Source organism: Actinophytocola sp. KF-1, assembly GCF_054661535.1.
The window spans coordinates 459,842-477,082 of record NZ_BAAFVK010000007.1 but is presented as its reverse complement, the minus strand read 5'-3'; the positions used below and the strand labels follow the sequence as shown (position 1 = coordinate 477,082).

Annotated in this window: 17 protein-coding genes; 12 read left to right on the top strand and 5 right to left on the bottom strand. The window is 71.2% G+C overall.

Annotated elements, in window-relative coordinates:
* Nucleotides 1-24 precede the first annotated feature (24 nt).
* The 5 genes from ACYQ77_RS23800 to dacB all read left to right on the top strand — a co-directional run bounded on the left by ACYQ77_RS23800 (nt 25) and on the right by dacB (nt 6,177).
* On the top strand, nt 25-690 hold the full coding sequence (locus ACYQ77_RS23800) for a DUF2461 domain-containing protein (protein WP_459714880.1): 666 nt from the start codon (nt 25-27) through the stop codon (nt 688-690).
* 502 nt (nt 691-1,192) lie between these two features.
* On the top strand, nt 1,193-2,617 hold the full coding sequence (gene pyk / locus ACYQ77_RS23795) for a pyruvate kinase (RefSeq protein WP_459714877.1): 1,425 nt from the start codon (nt 1,193-1,195) through the stop codon (nt 2,615-2,617).
* A 24-nt stretch (nt 2,618-2,641) separates the two neighbouring features.
* Nucleotides 2,642-3,565, top strand: a complete 924-nt coding sequence (tesB, locus tag ACYQ77_RS23790; RefSeq protein ID WP_459714875.1) for an acyl-CoA thioesterase II — start codon at nt 2,642-2,644, stop codon at nt 3,563-3,565.
* Nucleotides 3,562-4,548, top strand: a complete 987-nt coding sequence (locus tag ACYQ77_RS23785; RefSeq protein WP_459714874.1) for a cytochrome D1 domain-containing protein — start codon at nt 3,562-3,564, stop codon at nt 4,546-4,548. The genes tesB and ACYQ77_RS23785 overlap by 4 nt, the downstream gene beginning before the upstream one ends.
* Before the next feature lie 84 nt (nt 4,549-4,632).
* Complete coding sequence (dacB, locus tag ACYQ77_RS23780) at nt 4,633-6,177, top strand: D-alanyl-D-alanine carboxypeptidase/D-alanyl-D-alanine endopeptidase (RefSeq protein ID WP_459714871.1); 1,545 nt, start codon at nt 4,633-4,635, stop codon at nt 6,175-6,177.
* A gap of 336 nt (nt 6,178-6,513) precedes the next feature.
* On the opposite strand, the gene ACYQ77_RS23775 is transcribed toward dacB, so the two are convergent.
* On the bottom strand, nt 6,514-6,846 hold the full coding sequence (locus ACYQ77_RS23775; protein WP_459714869.1) for a hypothetical protein: 333 nt from the start codon (nt 6,844-6,846) through the stop codon (nt 6,514-6,516).
* Nucleotides 6,847-7,171: 325 nt separating this feature from the next.
* Here ACYQ77_RS23775 and ACYQ77_RS23770 point away from each other — a divergent pair, with 325 nt between their 5' ends.
* The 3 genes from ACYQ77_RS23770 (at nt 7,172) to ACYQ77_RS23760 (ending at nt 11,519) form a co-directional block, all read left to right on the top strand.
* A complete protein-coding gene (locus ACYQ77_RS23770) occupies nt 7,172-8,023 on the top strand; it encodes a helix-turn-helix domain-containing protein (RefSeq protein ID WP_459714867.1) in 852 nt (283 codons plus the stop codon).
* A 23-nt stretch (nt 8,024-8,046) separates the two neighbouring features.
* On the top strand, nt 8,047-8,253 hold the full coding sequence (locus tag ACYQ77_RS23765) for a DUF397 domain-containing protein (protein WP_396108564.1): 207 nt from the start codon (nt 8,047-8,049) through the stop codon (nt 8,251-8,253).
* Between the two features lie 236 nt (nt 8,254-8,489).
* Nucleotides 8,490-11,519, top strand: a complete 3,030-nt coding sequence (locus tag ACYQ77_RS23760; RefSeq protein WP_459714864.1) for a helix-turn-helix transcriptional regulator — start codon at nt 8,490-8,492, stop codon at nt 11,517-11,519.
* Nucleotides 11,520-12,113: 594 nt separating this feature from the next.
* Here the strand turns inward: ACYQ77_RS23760 and ACYQ77_RS23755 are convergent.
* The 4 genes from ACYQ77_RS23755 to ACYQ77_RS23740 all read right to left on the bottom strand — a co-directional run bounded on the left by ACYQ77_RS23755 (nt 12,114) and on the right by ACYQ77_RS23740 (nt 14,328).
* Nucleotides 12,114-12,647 (bottom strand): hypothetical protein, encoded by a 534-nt coding sequence (locus ACYQ77_RS23755; protein WP_459714861.1) that lies wholly within the window; start codon nt 12,645-12,647, stop codon nt 12,114-12,116.
* The gene (locus tag ACYQ77_RS23750) at nt 12,644-13,240 is read right to left on the bottom strand and encodes a peptidoglycan-binding domain-containing protein (RefSeq protein ID WP_459714859.1); all 597 of its coding nucleotides are present in this window, start codon (nt 13,238-13,240) and stop codon (nt 12,644-12,646) included. The genes ACYQ77_RS23755 and ACYQ77_RS23750 overlap by 4 nt, the downstream gene beginning before the upstream one ends.
* Before the next feature lie 93 nt (nt 13,241-13,333).
* On the bottom strand, nt 13,334-13,726 hold the full coding sequence (locus ACYQ77_RS23745) for a PAAR domain-containing protein (protein WP_459714857.1): 393 nt from the start codon (nt 13,724-13,726) through the stop codon (nt 13,334-13,336).
* The gene (locus tag ACYQ77_RS23740) at nt 13,723-14,328 is read right to left on the bottom strand and encodes a Pvc16 family protein (protein ID WP_459714854.1); all 606 of its coding nucleotides are present in this window, start codon (nt 14,326-14,328) and stop codon (nt 13,723-13,725) included. Before ACYQ77_RS23740 ends, ACYQ77_RS23745 begins: the two co-directional genes overlap by 4 nt.
* A 319-nt stretch (nt 14,329-14,647) precedes the next feature.
* Between ACYQ77_RS23740 and ACYQ77_RS23735 the strand changes: the two genes are divergently transcribed.
* The 4 genes from ACYQ77_RS23735 to ACYQ77_RS23720 are packed head-to-tail and all read left to right on the top strand — an operon-like array spanning nt 14,648 to nt 17,215.
* The gene (locus ACYQ77_RS23735) at nt 14,648-16,180 is read left to right on the top strand and encodes a phage tail sheath family protein (RefSeq protein WP_459714852.1); all 1,533 of its coding nucleotides are present in this window, start codon (nt 14,648-14,650) and stop codon (nt 16,178-16,180) included.
* Nucleotides 16,181-16,218: 38 nt separating this feature from the next.
* Nucleotides 16,219-16,659, top strand: a complete 441-nt coding sequence (locus tag ACYQ77_RS23730; protein WP_184814290.1) for a phage tail protein — start codon at nt 16,219-16,221, stop codon at nt 16,657-16,659.
* The gene (locus tag ACYQ77_RS23725; protein ID WP_459714849.1) at nt 16,656-17,060 is read left to right on the top strand and encodes a phage tail assembly protein; all 405 of its coding nucleotides are present in this window, start codon (nt 16,656-16,658) and stop codon (nt 17,058-17,060) included. The genes ACYQ77_RS23730 and ACYQ77_RS23725 overlap by 4 nt, the downstream gene beginning before the upstream one ends.
* Nucleotides 17,057-17,215 carry a DUF6760 family protein gene (locus ACYQ77_RS23720; protein WP_396112497.1) on the top strand — a complete coding sequence of 53 codons (159 nt, stop codon included), beginning with the start codon at nt 17,057-17,059 and terminating at the stop codon, nt 17,213-17,215. The genes ACYQ77_RS23725 and ACYQ77_RS23720 overlap by 4 nt, the downstream gene beginning before the upstream one ends.
* Nucleotides 17,216-17,241 lie beyond the last annotated feature (26 nt).

Sequence of the window (17,241 nt, the reverse complement as noted above, 5' to 3'; positions counted from 1 at the left end):
GCCCCCTCGTTGCATACTGCGGCCATGGCGTTCACGGGGTTCGGCGAGCACGCGATCGACTTCTACGACGGCCTGGAGGCCGACAACTCGAAGTCGTACTGGGAGGACAACAAGCACGTCTACGCCGCCGACGTCCGCGCGCCCATGGAGGAACTGCTCGCGGAGCTGTCGCCGGAGTTCGCGACCGAGTCCAGCCGCGTGACGGTGTTCCGGCCGTACCGCGACGTCCGGTTCGCCCGCGACAAGACCCCGTACAAGACGCACTGCGGCGGTGTCATCGAGCCGGGCCGCGGGGCGGGGGCGTTCTACGTGGAGGTCGGGCCTGCCGGGTTGCGGGTCGGCGGCGGGTGCTTCCACCTGGAGCCGGACCAGCTGGCCCGGTTCCGCACGGCGGTCGCCGAGGACGTGCACGGGAAGGCGCTGGCGGACATCGTCGGCAAGCTGCGCCGCGGCGGCTGGGAGATCCGCGGCGAGCAGCTGAAGACCAAGCCGCGCGGCTTCGACGCCGACCACCCGAGGATCGACCTGCTGCGGCACCGGTCGCTGTACGCGATCAAGGTCTGGGAACCGGACGACGCGCTGCACGAGCGGGAGACGTTCAACCGGGTGCGCACGGCGTTCCGCGCGCTGCGGCCGATCAACGAGTGGGCCGCTGATCACGTGGGCATCTCGGAGGTGCCGCGCCGCTGAGGCCTCCGGCCCCCGGTTGCCAGCGTACCGGCGGGCACCGACATCGGCGGGCGCCGGAACGGGCCGCTGTGGACAACCGGCTCGGCTGTGGACAACCCGGCGGTCGCGCCGGTTCGCCGCGGCTCGCTGTCGGTGCCCGCCGCTAGGCTGGAAATCGGGGGCCGGCGGCCGCGCTCAGCCCGGAGCAGCGCCTGATCCAGGCCTCCGAGGTCCGAAAGGTGGGAACGCCCCGACCGCGTGCCGCTCCGTCGCACGTGGACCCGCCTGCCACCGCGCCGCGGGCACCACGATCAGGTCCGGACGCGTCAAAGAGCAGGTCATCGCAGGTGCAGCCGCACATCCGGCAGGACCGTTTGAAGCACCCGGGCCCGGGGAACGCGGAGTGCGGAACAGCCGCCGGACGTCCGGTGGACCAACACCTCGATAACTTTCTGGATCGATCCGCTGATTACTGCTCAGTATTTCGGGATCGTTCCAGCGCAGGGGGCTAAGCTACGTGTCCGTGAGTCGACGAGCGAAGATTGTATGCACTCTGGGGCCGGCGACGGCGACACCGGAGAAGGTGCGCGCCCTGGTCGCGGCCGGCATGGACGTCGCCAGGATGAACTTCAGCCACGGCAGCCAGAGCGACCATAAGCAGGTCTACGACCTGGTCCGCTCGGCGAGTGACGAGTCGGGGCGGGCCGTCGGCATCATGGCCGACCTGCAGGGCCCGAAGATCCGCCTCGGCACGTTCGCCGGCGGCAAGGCCGAGTGGCGGGTCGGCGACGTCGTGCGGATCACCGTCGAGGACGTCGAGGGCACCCACGACCGCGTGTCCACCACCTACAAGGGCCTCGCCAAGGACGCGAAGGCCGGGGACCGGCTGCTGGTCGACGACGGCAACGTCGGCCTCACCGTCCTCGAGGTGGCCGGGCCGGACGTGGTCTGCGAGGTCACCGAGGGCGGCAAGGTCAGCAACAACAAGGGCATCTCGCTGCCCGGCATGGACGTCTCCGTCCCGGCCATGTCCGAGAAGGACATCGAGGACCTGGAGTTCGCGCTCCAGCTGGGCGTCGACTTCGTCGCCCTGTCCTTCGTGCGCTCCCCGGCCGACATCGACCTGGTCCACCAGGTGATGGACCGGGTCGGCAAGGGCAGGCTGCCGGTCATCGCCAAGCTGGAGAAGCCCGAGGCCGTCTCGAACCTCGAGGCGATCGTGCTCGCCTTCGACGGGGTCATGGTCGCCCGCGGCGACCTGGGTGTCGAGCTGCCGCTCGAGCAGGTGCCGCTGGTGCAGAAGCGCACGATCCAGATCGCGCGCGAGAACGCCAAGCCGGTGATCGTCGCGACGCAGATGCTCGAGTCGATGATCAACAACTCCCGGCCGACGCGCGCGGAGGCCTCCGACGTCGCCAACGCGGTGCTCGACGGCGCCGACGCGGTCATGCTGTCCGGCGAGACCAGCGTCGGGCGGTACCCGATCGAGACCGTGCAGACGATGTCGCGCATCGTCGAGGCGGTCGAGAGCGAGTCCGTGGTCGTGCCGCCGCTGACGCACGTCCCGCGCACCAAGCGCGGCGTGATCTCCTACGCGGCCCGCGACATCGGCGAGCGGCTCAACGCCAAGGCCCTCGTCGCGTTCACCCAGTCCGGTGACACGGTCCGCCGCCTCGCGCGCCTGCACACCCACCTGCCGCTGCTGGCCTTCACGCCGGAACCCGCCGTGCGCAGCCAGCTCGCGCTGACCTGGGGTGTCGAGACCTTCATGGTGCCGGAGGTCAGCTCGACCGACCTCATGGTCCGCCAGGTCGACAACGCCATGCTGTCCATCGGCCGGTACCAGCCAGGCGACCTCGTGGTGGTCGTGGCGGGGTCCCCGCCCGGCACGGTCGGCTCGACTAACCTCATCCGAGTCCACCGGCTCGGGGAGGAAGACCACGCCTGAGCCCCGCGCGCGGAGGGTGCTCACATGACCGAAGCGGCACGTCAGGCCGCTGCCGACCTCGCGAAGAACCGGGTCCTGCGCGGCCAGCCGGTACTGGACGGGCTGGTCGCGCTCCTGGACCTGGAGCGCATCGAGGAGAACATCTTCCGCGGGGTCAGCCCGTCGGACTCACCCGTCCGGGTGTTCGGCGGGCAGGTCGCCGGGCAGGCGCTCGTCGCCGCCGGGCGGACCGTGCCCGCCGAACGGAAGGTGCACTCGCTGCACGCGTACTTCATACGGCCGGGCGATCCGAGCATCCCGATCGTGTACGAGGTGGATCGCATCCGTGACGGTCGGTCGTTCACGACGCGGCGGGTCATCGCGGTGCAGCGCGGCAAGGCGATCTTCGCGTTGTCCGCGTCGTTCCACACCCCGGAACCCGGCGTCGACCACGCGGAACCCATGCCGGACGTGCCGCCGCCGGACGCGCTGCCCTCCCGCATGGAGAGCATGAAGGCGTACGCCGAGAAACTCGGCCCGATCGCGACCATGCCGCGGCCGATCGACATCCGCTACGTCACCGATCCGCCGTGGGAGGTGCGCGGCCGCCGCGACAACAAGGCGCGCAACCAGGTCTGGATGCGTGCCGACGGCACGCTGCCGGACGACGAGCTGCTGCACGTCTGCGTGCTCACCTACGCCTCCGACATGACGCTGCTCGACTCCGTGCTCGTGCGGCACGGCGTGTACTGGGGCTTCGACCAGGTCCTCGGCGCGAGCCTGGACCACGCGCTGTGGTTCCACCGCCCGTTCCGCGCGGACGAGTGGTTCCTCTACGACGCGGAGTCCCCGAGCGCCTCCGGCGCGCGCGGGCTCGCGACCGGCCGGTTCTTCGCCGCGGACGGCACCCTGATCGCGACCGTGGTCCAGGAGGGACTGCTGCGCATCACCAGGAACGAGGACGGGTGAGCGCCAGGGAGATCCCGGTCGCCGCGACGGTCACCGTCGGGCACCGGGCGTACTTCGTGCGCCCGCGCGGCGACGGGTACGCCGCGATCTCGGCCGAGGGCGAGGTGACCCTCCTCGACAGCGGCTTGGGCGTGACCGGGCGGCTCGACCTGGGTGGCCCGGTCGACGACGTCGCCGTCGCGCCGGACGGGACGTGGGCCTGGGTGTCGGGCGGGCGGCTGTGGATCGGCGAGCCGGGCCGTGCCGAGGACGCGCCGCTGCCCGGTGAGGCCGCGTGCCGCTGGCAGCCGTCCGGCCGGGCGCTGTGGGTCGCCGAGGGCACCGGTGACCAGGTGCGCGTCGAGGTCCGCGACCGCGGCCACCGGGTCGCGCGGCAGGTGACGGTGCCGGACCCGTTCGGGACGTCCATGGTCGCCGTGTGCGAGCACCCGCGCGACGACGCCGTGGTCCTGTGGGTCGCCGCCGGTCAGGACGGTCAGCAGTCCTGGCTGGTCACCGACGACGGCACGGACCTGGCCGCCGCGCTGCTGCCCGCCGACGACTGCCTGCCCGCCCTGTTCGGGCCGGACGGTGACTGGTTCCTCGCCGCGGGCTCTGCCCGGCTGGCGCGTTTCTCCTGGCCGGAGCCCGCCGAGCTCGGCGGGCTGACCTGGGAGGAGATCGACCCGGAGGCCGCTGAGGACGGGCACGACGGGCCCGGCGCCGACCTGGTGCTGCTGCCGGGCGGTCACGCGAGCTGGAGCACCGGCAACGGCCGGGTGCGGGTGATCGACGTGACCACGATGTCGGTGGTCGACGAGATCACGTTCGCGGGCCATCCGCTGCGCACGGTCGCCGACCTGTACCCGCGCCTGGCCGGCGAGGAGAACCTGTGCACCGACTTCGCGTTCTCCGCGCTCGGCCACGGAGGCGCGGTGGTGTCGGTCCACGGGCAGGGCACGCTCGTGCTCTCCGCGCTCCGGGACTGGGCGCCCGCTCGCTGAATGCCGCCAGGTTGGCGATTGTCATGACGCACAGGGGATAGGAAGATTTCCCACCAACATCCCCTGTGACCCTGGGAGGCGCTCATGCGTTCCCGCTTGGTTGGTTTGTCCGCCCTGGCGGTCGGTGGCCTGCTGGTGTTCGGCGGCGGGTTCACCCCGCCGGTCGTCGCGCAGGACCGCGGCGCGCTCGCCGTCGACCTCGACGCGATCCTCGCCACGCCCGCCCTGGCGGGCGCGGACGTCGGGCTCGTCGTGACGACGCTGGACGGCGACATCGTGTACGCCCGCGACGCGGCGGGCAGGCAGCAGCCCGCGTCCAACGCGAAGCTCGTGACCTCGGTCGCCGCCTTCGACGTGCTCGGGCCGGACTACCGCTTCGACACCACCGTGCACGCGGCGGGCAGGCGCGCCGGGCCCGTGCTGGACGGCGACCTGTACCTCAAGGGCACCGGCGACCCGACGATGCTCGCCGCCGACTACGACGCGCTGGCCGCGCAGGTCGCGGCCGGCGGCGTGAAGTTCGTGCGCGGCAAGCTGTTCGCCGACGACACGTGGTTCGACGACGTGCGCCTCGGCACCAGCTGGGCCTGGGACGACGAGCCGTACTACTACTCGGCGCAGGTCTCCGCGCTGACCGCGGCGCCCGACACCGACTACGACGCCGGGTCGATCATCGTCCGCGTCGCGCCCGGCGCGGACGGCAAGGCCGTCGTGACCACGGAGCCGCCGACCGACTACGTCAAGGTCGTGAACACCGCGGTCACCGGCGCGGCGGGCACGCCGAACACGATCAATGTCGACCGCGTGCACGGTGCGAACACGATCACGGTCAGCGGATCCATCCCTTCGGGTGGCGCGACCACGAGTGAGTGGATGGCGGTGTGGGAGCCGACGGGGTACGCCGCCGCGCTGTTCCGTGCCGCGCTCGGCAAGCACGGCGTGCGGGTGCTCGGCCCGACGGCCCGCGGCGCGACGCCCGCGGCGGCCCCGGTGGTCGCGTCGCGGCAGTCCATGCCGCTCGCGGAGCTGGCGGTGCCGTTCATGAAGCTGTCGAACAACCTGCACGCGGAGATCCTCGTGAAGGCCATGGGCCGGGAGGTCTCCGGGAAGGGCACGTGGAGCGCGGGTCTCGCGGCGGTCGCCGGCGTGCTGCCGTCCTACGGCGTCGACCCGGCCCGGCTGTCCCTGCGGGACGGCTCCGGACTGTCCAGGATGGACCAGATCGCACCCGCCCAGCTCGCGGCGCTGCTCGGCGCGGCGCGGTCGCGGCCGTGGTTCGACACGTGGTACCGGGCGCTGCCGATCGCGGGCAAGGCGGAACGGCTGGTCGGCGGCACGTTGCGCAGCCGCATGCGCGGCACCGCGGCCGAGGGCAACGTGCACGCGAAGACCGGGTCGCTGACCGGCGTGAGCAGCCTGTCGGGCTACGTCACGACCGCGGGCGGTGAGCAGTGGGTGTTCTCGATGGTCACGAACAACTCGATCGGGGTGAACGTGAAGGGCCTCGAGGACGCGGTCGCGGTGCGGCTCGCCGAGGAGGGCGGTGCCGTGACCGCGCGGTCCGTCCCCGCACCGCGGGTGCCGTCGGAAACGCCCGAACTGGAATGCAGTTGGGTGAAGGCGTGCTGACATTGGGGCGGCCGAACGGGTTCACTCATACGGGTTAACTTGAACGGGTAGATCGCGATTCGCCGTTCCTGGGCGGCTGCGTGATTCGGTCAACTCTCCGTATATGTGCTGATGTTTCGAGATCCCATTGCGGGCATCTTGGAAAAGTGAAGAACACTCTGAGTTGTCTGCGTGGACGACAAAAAGCCACGGGTCCAGGGCCTGTCGGGGGGAGGTCCTGGACCCGTGGCATGTCGGGCGGCTCGGGGGAGATGGGGGAGACGAGCCGCTCGACCGGGACGAGCCGCGGGTTTCAGGGGAGCACCCGGGGCTCGCGTCTCGGCGGACGGGCGGGGGTCAGCTGCCGAAGGCCACCTGCCTGCGCATCGGCGCGGTGGTCTCCTCCGGGGTTTCGTCTTCGGTCACCACCAGGCAGAGGTGGGCCGTCAGATAGGCCCGGCACGGCGCGGGCGCGCGACCGAAACGCCTGGTCCGGCAGCTCGGGCAGCGCCCGTTGGCGTCCGGTGTGTGCTCGTCGAGCACGGCTTTCAGCGCCTCGACCACCCTCGGCAGCTCGAGGCGGGCGACGAGTGCCGCGGCCTGCTCGTCGCCGAACTGGGCGCGGTAGGTGACGTTGGTCAGATAGTCGGCCAGCGACGTTTCCAGCTGACCGAAGATCGGACTGCTCACGGTGTGACTCCCCGGGTCCTGGAGGAGGTGGTTAACCTGGGTGCACGTCTCGAGTTGCGCGAACTTGACCCACGCGTCAAATTGCTCCCGGACGTCACTCCTGGTCTGCCAAGCCCCGGCCGGCGCCAGAGGCTCGATTAGCAGCTTGCGGTGGGGAACAAGCATATTGCAAGTTGCAGTACACGATCGGGTGAAGCGCTTTCGGGTTGGGTGCAATTGCATACGCTGTGCATGCACCCTGATCACGGTTTCCGAGGTTCTCGTGACAACTCGTGTCCAAGTGAGAACATCGATCCGGCAACACCCGTCCAGAGTGAGGTGATCCATGTCGCGAGGTCCCAGCCCGACGGTCCGCCGTCGACGGCTCGCGGCCCGCCTGCGTGAGCTGCGCGAGAACGCCAACCTGACCATCGACGAGGTCGGCGACAAGCTGGAGTGTTCGGCATCGAAGATCAGTCGCATCGAGACCGGCCACGTCGGCGTGACCCCGCGGGACGTGCGGGACATGCTCGAGGTGTACGGCGTCGACGACGACGAGCGCGAGGCGCTCGTGCAACTGGCGAGGGAGGCGCGCAAGAAGGGCTGGTGGCACGCCTACAACGAGGTGTTCACCGGGTCGTTCGTCGGCCTGGAGTCCGACGCCTCGTTCCTGCACACGCACCAGGCGCTGCTCGTGCCGGGGCTGTTGCAGACCGAGCCGTACATGCGCGCGGTGATCCGCGCGATCCGGCCGGACGCCACCGAGGCCGATGTGGAGCTTCGCGTCCGCGCCCGTGTCAACCGGCAGAAGCTCATCACCGAGGAGCCGAACCCGCCGGAGTACTGGGCGGTGCTCGACGAGGCGGTGCTGAGCAGGGTGGTCGGTGGCCCGGAGGCGATGCGCGACCAGTTGAAGAAGCTGGTCGAGCTGGCCTCGTTGCCGCACGTGACCCTGCAGGTCGTGCCGTTCTCCGCGGGCGCGCACGCGGGCATGGAGGCGCCGTTCCTGATCCTGGGCTTCCCCGAGCAGGCCGATCCCGATGTCGTGTATGTCGAGAACACCACTTCCGGTGTCTACTTGGAACAACCGGAGGACGTTCATCGGTATACGTTGATGTTTGACCATTTGCGTGCGGCTGCGTTGAAACCAGACGACACCGTCGAATTGGTCGATCGGGCAGCCGACCGGCTGTCCTAGTGCAACACCGAGAGGAGCAGAGCGTGACCGTTTCTGACCTGACCGGGGCGCGGTGGCGCAAGAGCAGCCGCAGCGGCGCGGGCAACGACTGTGTCGAACTCGTCGTGGCCAGAATCGGCGCAGCGGTGCGTGACTCCAAGAACCCGGACGCGGGCCACGTCTCGTTCGAGACGACCGGCTGGGACGCGTTCATGGGAGTCGTCAAGGAGGGACGCCTCGACAGCGTGTGAGGCTTCCCAGGCTGCGCCGGACACCCGTCCAGCCCCTGCATGACCGCAGCCAGGTGCTCTCCTGACCCCGGAGCACCGCCCACGGCCCACCGGGCCCACCCCTTACCCCTCACCTCCGTGTTCCCGCCGGATCTGCGTGAACACCCGATGTCCTGCCACCGCCCTCAGCGGCAGGGTGGCCCCCGTGTTCCTGGCCACGAAAATGACGCGCGCCCGCCACGGTGGGGCGTGACAGTATGCAGGGCGTGGCGCGTCTCGGATCAGGAATTCCTCTGGTGGCACGTGACCGGGAGCTCGACCGGTTGCGTGGCGCCTTCGAACAGGCCGCGAGTGGTACCGCCACCGCGATGCTCATCTCCGGCGACGCCGGTGTCGGCAAGACCAGGCTGACCGATGAACTCGCGGCGCTCGCACGCGACAAGGGCGCGCTCGTGCTCACCGGCCGCTGCCTCGACGCGGGCGAGACCGGCCTGCCCTACCTGCCGTTCGCCGAGGCCCTGTCGCAGGTGCCCGACCGCGAGCAGACCGTGCTGGCCCACCCCGCGCTCGCGCGGCTGTTCCCCGACGTGACGCTGCCCGTCGGCGCCGACCGCCGCGAGACCAGCATGTCGGCGATCACCGCGGTCGTCCCCGGCGTCGGCGGCCGCGTCGGCAACCGGCCGGAACAGGACATCGGCCAGCTCCAGCTGTTCGACGCGGTGCACGCGTCGCTCACCGACCTCGCCGCCACCGCCCCCGTCGTGCTGATCCTCGAGGACCTGCACTGGGCGGACGGCTCCACCCGGCGGCTCCTGTCGTTCCTGGTCGCGCGGCTGCGTGACCAGCGCGTCCTCATCGTCGGCACCTACCGCAGCGACGACCTGCACCGCCGCCACCCGCTGCGGCCGCTGCTCGCCGAGCTGCTCCGCCAGCCCGCCATGGAGCGGATGGAGCTGACGCCGTTCAACAACGCCGACTCGCGCCTGTTCGTGAGCTCGCTCGCCGAGGAGGGCCTGCCGGACGACCTGGTCCGCGAGGTGGCGGGCCGCTCGGAGGGCAACGCGTTCTTCGCCGAGGAGCTGCTCGCCGCGTACACCGAGGACGGCGACGAGCTGCCCGCCACGCTGGTCGACGTGCTGCTCGCCAGGGTGGAGCGGTTGAGCGAGGCCGCGCAGCGGGTCGTCCGGGTCGCGTCCGTCGCCGGGCGCCGCGCACCGCACGCCCGGCTGCTCGCGGTGTCCGAGCTGTCGGAGCCCGAGCTGGAGGAGGCGCTGCGCGAGGCCGTGCAGCACCACGTGCTGGTGGCCAAGCGGGACCAGTGGATGGACGTGTACGCGTTCCGCCACGCGCTGCTGTCCGAGGCCGTCTACAGCGACCTGCTGCCCGGCGAGCGGGTGCGGCTGCACGCCGCGTACGCGCGTGAGCTGGCCGGTGAGCAGGGCCACCGCGGTGCGGCGGCCGCGCTCGCGCACCACAGCATGGAGAGCCACCAGCTGCCGCAGGCGCTGGCCGCGTCGGTGGTCGCCGCCCGCGAGGCCGCCGACAGCGGCGCGCCGGCCGAGGCGCTCGGGCACCTGGAGCGTGCGCTGAAGCTGTGGGACGGCGTGGCGCCCGCCGACCGGCCCGAGGGCATGGACGAGGTGACGCTGCTGCGCACGGCGTCGTTCATGGCGGGCAGCTCCGGCGACCCGGAGCGGGCGGTGTCGTTCGCGCGGTCCGCGGTGAAGCTCGCCGACGCCTCCGGTGACCGCGAGGTCGCGGCCATGATGCGCAGGCGTCTCGCGTCGGCGCTGTTCGTCGTGGAGGGCCGCGAGGACGAGGCGCGGCAGGTCATCGAACGGGCGTGGGAGATCGCCGAGGACCTGCCGCCGAGCTGCGAGAAGGCGTGGATCCTCGCCGTGTACGCGCTGATCCTGCGCAGCATGCGGGAGCCGGTCGAGTCGCGGAAGTTCGCCGAGCTCGCGGTCCAGGAGGCGCGGGCGTGCGACGAGGTCGGCGTGGTCGCCGACGCGTTGATCACCCTCGGCGCGCTCGACGAGTCGGAGGGCCGCGTCGAGGCGGGCCGGGAGCGGCTGCGGGAGGCCATCCGCCTCGCCCGCGACGACGACGCGTTGAGCGTGGAGCTGCGGGCCCGCTACTACCTCGCGATCAACACGTACGAGGCGGGCGAGCTGGACGACGCCGTGCGGATCATCGAGGAGGGCGTCGAACGGGCCCGCGACACGGGCCTCACGTGGAGCACCTACGGCTTCGAGCTGCGTGCCATCAAGGTGATCGCCCGGTACGCGCGCGGCGACTGGGACGAGAGCGAGGCGGCTGCGGAGCCACCGGGCATGCGCGTGTCGAGCACCGTGTCCGCGCGGCTCGCGGCGGTCGGCAGCTACGTGATGGTGTCACGCGGCCGGCTCGCCGAGGCGGCGCGGCTGGCGGCGGAGCTGCGGTCGGAGTGGCACCGGGACTTCCAGATCTTCGCGTCCATGAGCGCCGCGGGCGCCGAGCTGGCGCTGTGGCAGGGGCGTCCCGAGGAGGGCGCGAAGCTGGTGAGCGAGGCCCTGGAGTGGGCGGAGCGGGTCGGCGGCCAGTGGGTGCTCGTGAACATCAAGCTGGGGGCGCTCGGCGCCACCCTGTACGCCGACTGCGCCGAGCGGGCCGCGCGCCGCAAGGACGCGGCGGAGCACCGGTCGTTCGTCGAGGAGGGTGTGCGGCTGGTCGAGCTGGCGCGCAAGACCGCGAAGTTCGGCCGTCCGCGGACCGGGACGCTCGGTCCGGAGGGGCGGGCGTGGCTCGCGCGTGCCGAGGCCGAGGAGAGCAGGCTGAAGGGGGCCAGCGACCCGGCGCTGTGGTCGAAGGCCGCCGAGGCGTTCGCCTACGGCGCGGTGTACGAGCAGGCGATCTGCCAGTGGCGGCTGGGGGAGGCGCTGCTCGGGTCCGAGCGGCGGGACGAGGCCGCGTCGGTGCTGAAGGCCGCCGACGAGGTCGCTGTCCGGTTGGGGGCCCGGCCGTTGCGGGACGCGCTGCGCAAACTGGCGCGGCGGGGACGGATCGTGCTGTCCGACGGGCAGGCGCCCCGGGAGACGTTGGACCCGTTCACGCCGCGGGAGCGGTCGGTGCTGCGGCTGGTCGCCCTGGGGCGGACCAACCGGCAGGTCGGGGAGGAGCTGTTCATCTCGGAGAAGACGGTGAGCGTGCACCTTTCGCGGATCATGGCCAAGCTGGGGGCCAATCGACGGGCCGAGGCGGTGGCGATCGCTTACGACCGGGGGTTGCTGGAGGAGGAGAGCGTTTAGCGCTCGGTTGTCCACAGGTGGGCCGGTTGTCCACAGGTGGGCCTTGCTCCCCGGGTTTTGTCGGTGGGTGCCGGTAGACTGGACAGCGGGGTGCCCCCGGGAGTGGTGGGGGCTGCCCGTATGTACTGGGTGGGGCGTTTTCGCAGGTCAGCGCGGTTGTGGCGGTTCGTGTTCCCGGGTTTGGTGGTGTGCCTTGCGCGGGGTTTTCCCTCCGGGGGGTCCTCGCCGGACGGGCTGGTCTCCGGGATGGCAGCGGGTCTTGCACGGGGTGGGGTTGGCAAGGACTGCTGTTGAGTGGTCTGCCTGCCATCCCGTCGACCTCCCACGGGCTATCACACCGCGTCAAGGGGGCCCGGCGGCTTGGGCATGTGGGCGCTTTGGGTTTCGGGCCCCCTTGACCCGGTGTGATAGCCCGTGGGAGGTCGACGGGATGGCAGGCAGGCTGTGCGTGGTGGGCTGGCGCCTGGCTTGCGTGTGGTCGTTGGGGTTCGGTTGGTTCGGGGGGGGCCCGCTTCGCGTCCGGCTTTCAGGACAAGGGCGGGCCCGGGGTCGGCGGCGTGATCGGGTTCGCTGGGGGTCTCGTGCCGGGGACGGTCACCGGGGGGTGAGTCTGCCCGGGGTGATCGGGGCCGCCACCAGCAGGACCATGCCGATCGACGCCAGTTCCTTCTCGTGGTGGAGGAACCAGCCGCTTGCCGTGTCGTCGTTGATCGGGGGGCGGTCGGCGGTGGGGAGGGCGGTGACGGCCAGTGCGTAGGTCGCCGTGCCGTGGACGGCCACCGCGTCGTGGGTGAAATCGACCGCGCAGTCGCCGGTGAAGGTGATCGTGTTCGGGGCCTTGAAGTCGTGGTGGCTCTGGGTGAAGCGGTGCCCCGCCGACGCCGAGACACTGGGGGTCGGGGAGCCCAGCCCGCGGATCATCAGTCCCTTCGCGACGGTGCGCAGCGCGGTCAGCGCCCTGGTGCGGTCGTCGGGACCGGCGATCGCCAGTACGTCCAGGTCGCCCGTCATGCGCAGCTCGACCGTCACCGCGACGTGGCCGATCTCCATCGTCGCGCCTGCCAGTGGGGTCGGGGGCAGCGCGTAGCGGAACGCCACGTGGTCGTCGGTCTCGGCGGCGACCATCACGCCACCTCCTCGAGGCCCGCGGTGACGGGCAGCGCCACCGCACCGACGTCCGTGAGGCAGGCCAGCCACTCGGCCACCGACGTGGCCTCGGGCGCTGGGTCGACGGTCACCGCCAGGACGTAGCCCGTCGCGTCCGCCGCGCCCGGGAGGGCGCACGTGCCGCTGAACTCGACCGTCGTCCCGCCCACCAGCTCCGCGGTGCCGGGGAGGAAGGTCGCGCCGGGGGAGACGAGGACCGGTTCGGTGGCCAGGCCCTCGACGGTCAGGTCGGCGAGCGCGTCCACGGCCTCACCCGTCAGGGTCAGCGCCAGGTGGACGACAAACTCCGCGGTGCGCACCTCGGCGGTGGCGACCGGGCCGTCCGGCCAGCGGTAGCGGGTGCCGGTGAGCGCCTGCCACGTCACCGCGTCCACGACGCCGTCGGCATCGATGCCCTGCTGCGCCTGGAAGTGCCGCACGACGCCGTCCAGCGCGGCGTCGAACTCGCCCGACTCCGCGATCACCTGTTGCTGGTAGTGGTGGTTGAGCGACTGCTGGAGGTAGAGCACCCATTCACCGCCGTCGCCTGCCCGCAGCTCCGGCTCACCCGCCATGGCACTCCTCCAACAACGAGCACGACCCCACGCCGAACCGTACGTCCCGTTGATCACTCGGCCGATGGCCGATGGGGCAGAACTTGGGGCGACTCAGCCACCGATCATCACCGTGCTGACGGCGACGATCGAGCCGGTCGGGGCCGGGGACGGGTCGTTGCACGTCATGACCGTGTCGCCGGTGCGGGCCGCCGGTTTGCCGTTGATCAGCACCGTGCCGCTGCCCTTCGTGACCGTGCCCTGGTTCGTCGGCGGGACCTGGAACGGGCCGCCCTGCGGGACGTGCGGCGGCGCGTTCGTCGCCGTGCTGCCCACCACCGCGGCCGGCTGGCCGCCGATCATCACGTCCGTGCTGCACCCGCCGGTGATGGTGCCCGCGAACGGGTGGGGGAGCGGCGTCGGCACCGGCCCGCCCGGCGACGGGATCATGATGATGTGGATGTCGGTGCCGACCACCTTGTCGCCCATCTTCGCCGCCGGGCTCACGGGGTACGCACCCAGCGGCGCGGCTGCGCGGGCGCCAGGGACCCGCGCGCGGGGACGTTCTGGCCGCTGTTGAGGCGGATCTTCTCGGCGGGCGGCGCGAGGTCCGTCTCGGGGTCGGGCAGGAACGGTGCGCTCACGGCGATCGCGAACGACGCCCGCGCCGGCATGCCGAGGTTGCTCCACAGCGCGCCGGGGTCGGAGTCCGCGATCGTGATCAGCACCGGGGCGGCGGCCGCCGCCAGCGCGGCGGGCATGCAGTCCTCGGGCAGCGAGTCGGTGAACAGCATCGTGCGCAGCGCCGCCGCGAGCAGCTGGTGTTCCTCGTTGACCTTCTCCGCGCGTGCCGTGACCAGGTAGGACAGCACACAGCGCCGGTTCGGTTCGCGTCTGGCGCGGACCGCGCCGCGGTCGTCGCGCTCGTCGGCCCACCCCGACTCGCGGCCGCCGCGGTCGTCGCGCAGCCCGAACAGGAACAGGTCGATCGCCTTCGACGGTTTCTCCGTCTCCCACGTCGGCTTCGGCGGGTCGAGCCGGACCATCGTGCCCTCCGGCAGCGACCGGCCGAGCAGCACGCACAACGCCTCGTCCACCTCGGTGATCACGAGCACCAGTCTCGCGACGGGACACCGCGGGCGCAGCCGCCCGCCGCCCGTCCTTTCAGCGCGCGCGGGCCGCCCGAAAGGGCACCGCGCGCCGCCCGGCGCCCCTCCCCGCGACGCCTGCCACGGCGGCCGGACCGCCAGGAGGCTCGGAGATCGGGATCAGACAGGGGGACAGGGGCTAGCGGTCGCCCGAAAGGGCGGGCCTGCCCGCCCTCCCCACCGCCCCGCGACGACTGAGTCGTCCGGTGCGGAATGAACACACTCAGACGGGGCCGGTCACGCCGGTCACGCGTACGACGCAACGAGGGAGACACCCGAGATGGCCAGCAGTTACCTCGCGCCCGGTGTGTACATGGAGGAGGTTTCCTCAGGTTCGCGGCCCATCGAGGCCGTGGGAACCGCGGTGGCCGCCTTCGTGGGCTTCGCCGAGCGCGGTCCCCTGCACGAGCCCGTGATGGTCACCAACTGGACGCAGTTCAAGCAGAACTTCGGCGACTTCGTCGAGGGTTACTACCTCGCGCACGCCGTGTACGGCTACTTCCAGAACGGTGGCGGCACGGCCTACGTCGTGCGTGTCGGTGGCGAAGGGCAGAACGGCTCCAGCAACGGCCAGGTGGCGCTGCCCGCCGCCGAGCTGCCCGCCGCGACCGCGGACCGCCCCGGCCTCACGATCTCCGCCCGCACCGCCGAGACCGCCGACCTGACCGTCGAGGTCGCGCCGGCGTCCGAGGAGGGCGAGGACAACTTCAAGCTCGTCGTCAAGCAGCAGGGCCAGCCGGTCGAGACGTTCGACAACGTCACCACCAAGCGCGGCCCCAACAACGTGGCGACCGTGGTCCGCCAGCAGTCGAAGCTGATCGTCGTCGAGGAGACCAAGGGCAAGGCGCTCGCGCTGCCGAAGGCGGGCGAGGTCGCGCTCGGCAACCCGGCGCCCGCGCCGGTCAAGGTCGAGGCGAACGCCTACGTCGGCAACTCCGCCGACCGCACCGGCTTCGGCGGCCTCGAGGCCATCGACGAGGTCACGATGCTGTGCGTGCCGGACCTGATGGCCGCCTACCAGCGCGGCGCGCTGTCCGTCGAGGACGTCAAGGCCGTGCAGCTGGCGATGATCGCGCACTGCGAGCTGATGGCCGACCGCGTCGCCATCCTCGACACCCCGCCCGGGCTCAACGCCCAGGAGGTCAAGGAGTGGCGCCAGGACGTCACCGGCTACGACTCGAAGTACGCCGCCATGTACTGGCCGTGGATCAAGGTCGCGGACCCGGTGGCCGGCAAGCAGGTCTTCGTGCCGCCGTCGGGCCACATGGCGGGCATCTGGGCGCGCAACGACTCGACCCGCGGTGTGCACAAGGCGCCCGCGAACGAGGTCGTGCGCGGCGCGGTGACGCTCGAGCTGAACATCACCAAGGGCGAGCACGACGCGCTCAACCCGGTCGCCGTCAACTGCATCCGCAGCTTCCGCGGCCAGGGCATCCGGGTGTGGGGCGCGCGGACGCTGTCCAGCGACCCCGAGTGGCGTTACCTGAACGTGCGGCGGCTGTTCAACTACGTCGAGAAGTCGATCCTGCAGGGCACCAACTGGGTCGTGTTCGAGCCGAACGACCCGAAGCTGTGGGACTCGGTCAAGCGCACGGTCACCATGTTCCTGCGCCGCGTGTGGCGGGACGGCGCGCTGTTCGGGCAGCTGCCCGCGCAGGCGTTCTTCGTCAAGTGCGACGAGGAGAACAACCCGCCGGAGAACCGCGACGCCGGGATCCTGACCGTCGAGATCGGCATCGCGCCGGTGAAGCCGGCCGAGTTCGTGGTCTTCCGGATCTCGCAGTTCGCCGAGGGCGCCGGCCTCGAAGAGTGACAAGCCCCCTTTCTCTTCTCGCGTAAGGAGTTTCCAACATGGCTGCTGGCGACCCGATCACAGCTGCACGGTTCTCGATCACCATCGACGGCTACGAGATCGCCGCGTTCTCCGAGCTGCAGGGCATCACCACCGAGGTGAAGCCGGTGGAGCACCTGGAGTCGTCCGACAAAGAGGTCATCCTCAAGAAGCTGCCGGGCAAGACCGAGCCGGCGACCGTCGTGCTCAAGCGCGGCAAGTCCGACCACATGGCGCTGTGGGCGTGGCACGAGTCCGTGCTCAACGGCGACATCATCAACGCGCGCAAGTCGTGCTCGCTGGTGATGTACGGGCCGGACGGCAAGCCGGTCGCGCGGTACCACCTCGAGCACGCCTGGCCGTCGAAGCTGGAGATCGGCGCGCTGAAGGCGGGTTCGTCCGAGGTGCTGATGGAGACGGTCACGATCGTGTCCGAGCGCATCCAGCGCGTGTCCGCGTGACGGCGCCTGCCCAGGCGCCCGCCGAGACGGGGCTGCGCACCGAGTACCCGTTCACGTTGCCGCGCGGCTACGTGGACGAGGCGGGGCGCGTGCACCGCGAGGGCGTGATGCGGCTCGCGACCGCGCGGGACGAGATCACCACGCAGTCCGACCAGCGCGCCAAGCAGAACCCGGCGTACCTGACGGTCCTGCTGCTGGAGCGGACGGTCACCGCGCTCGGCGACGTGCCGGTGGTGGACACGTTCGTGATCGAGAGCCTGTTCGCCTCGGACCTCGCCTTCCTGCAGGACCTGTACCGGCGGATCAACGCCGACGGCCACACCGAGGTCGCGGTGAGCTGCCCGCACTGCGGTGGCGACTTCGCGGTGGACGTCGCCGGTGATGCGCCGGGGGGATCGTGACGTACGCGGTTGACCGCGTCTGGGAGGAAATCGCGTACGTCGCGTACTACCTGCACTGGGATCTGGACAAGATCCTCGACCTCGAACACCCGGTCCGGAACCGCGTGATCGGTGAGATCGGCAAGATCCACACGCGGTTCACGGACGAGTCCTGAGTGGACTCATGAACAGGAGGGGAGCA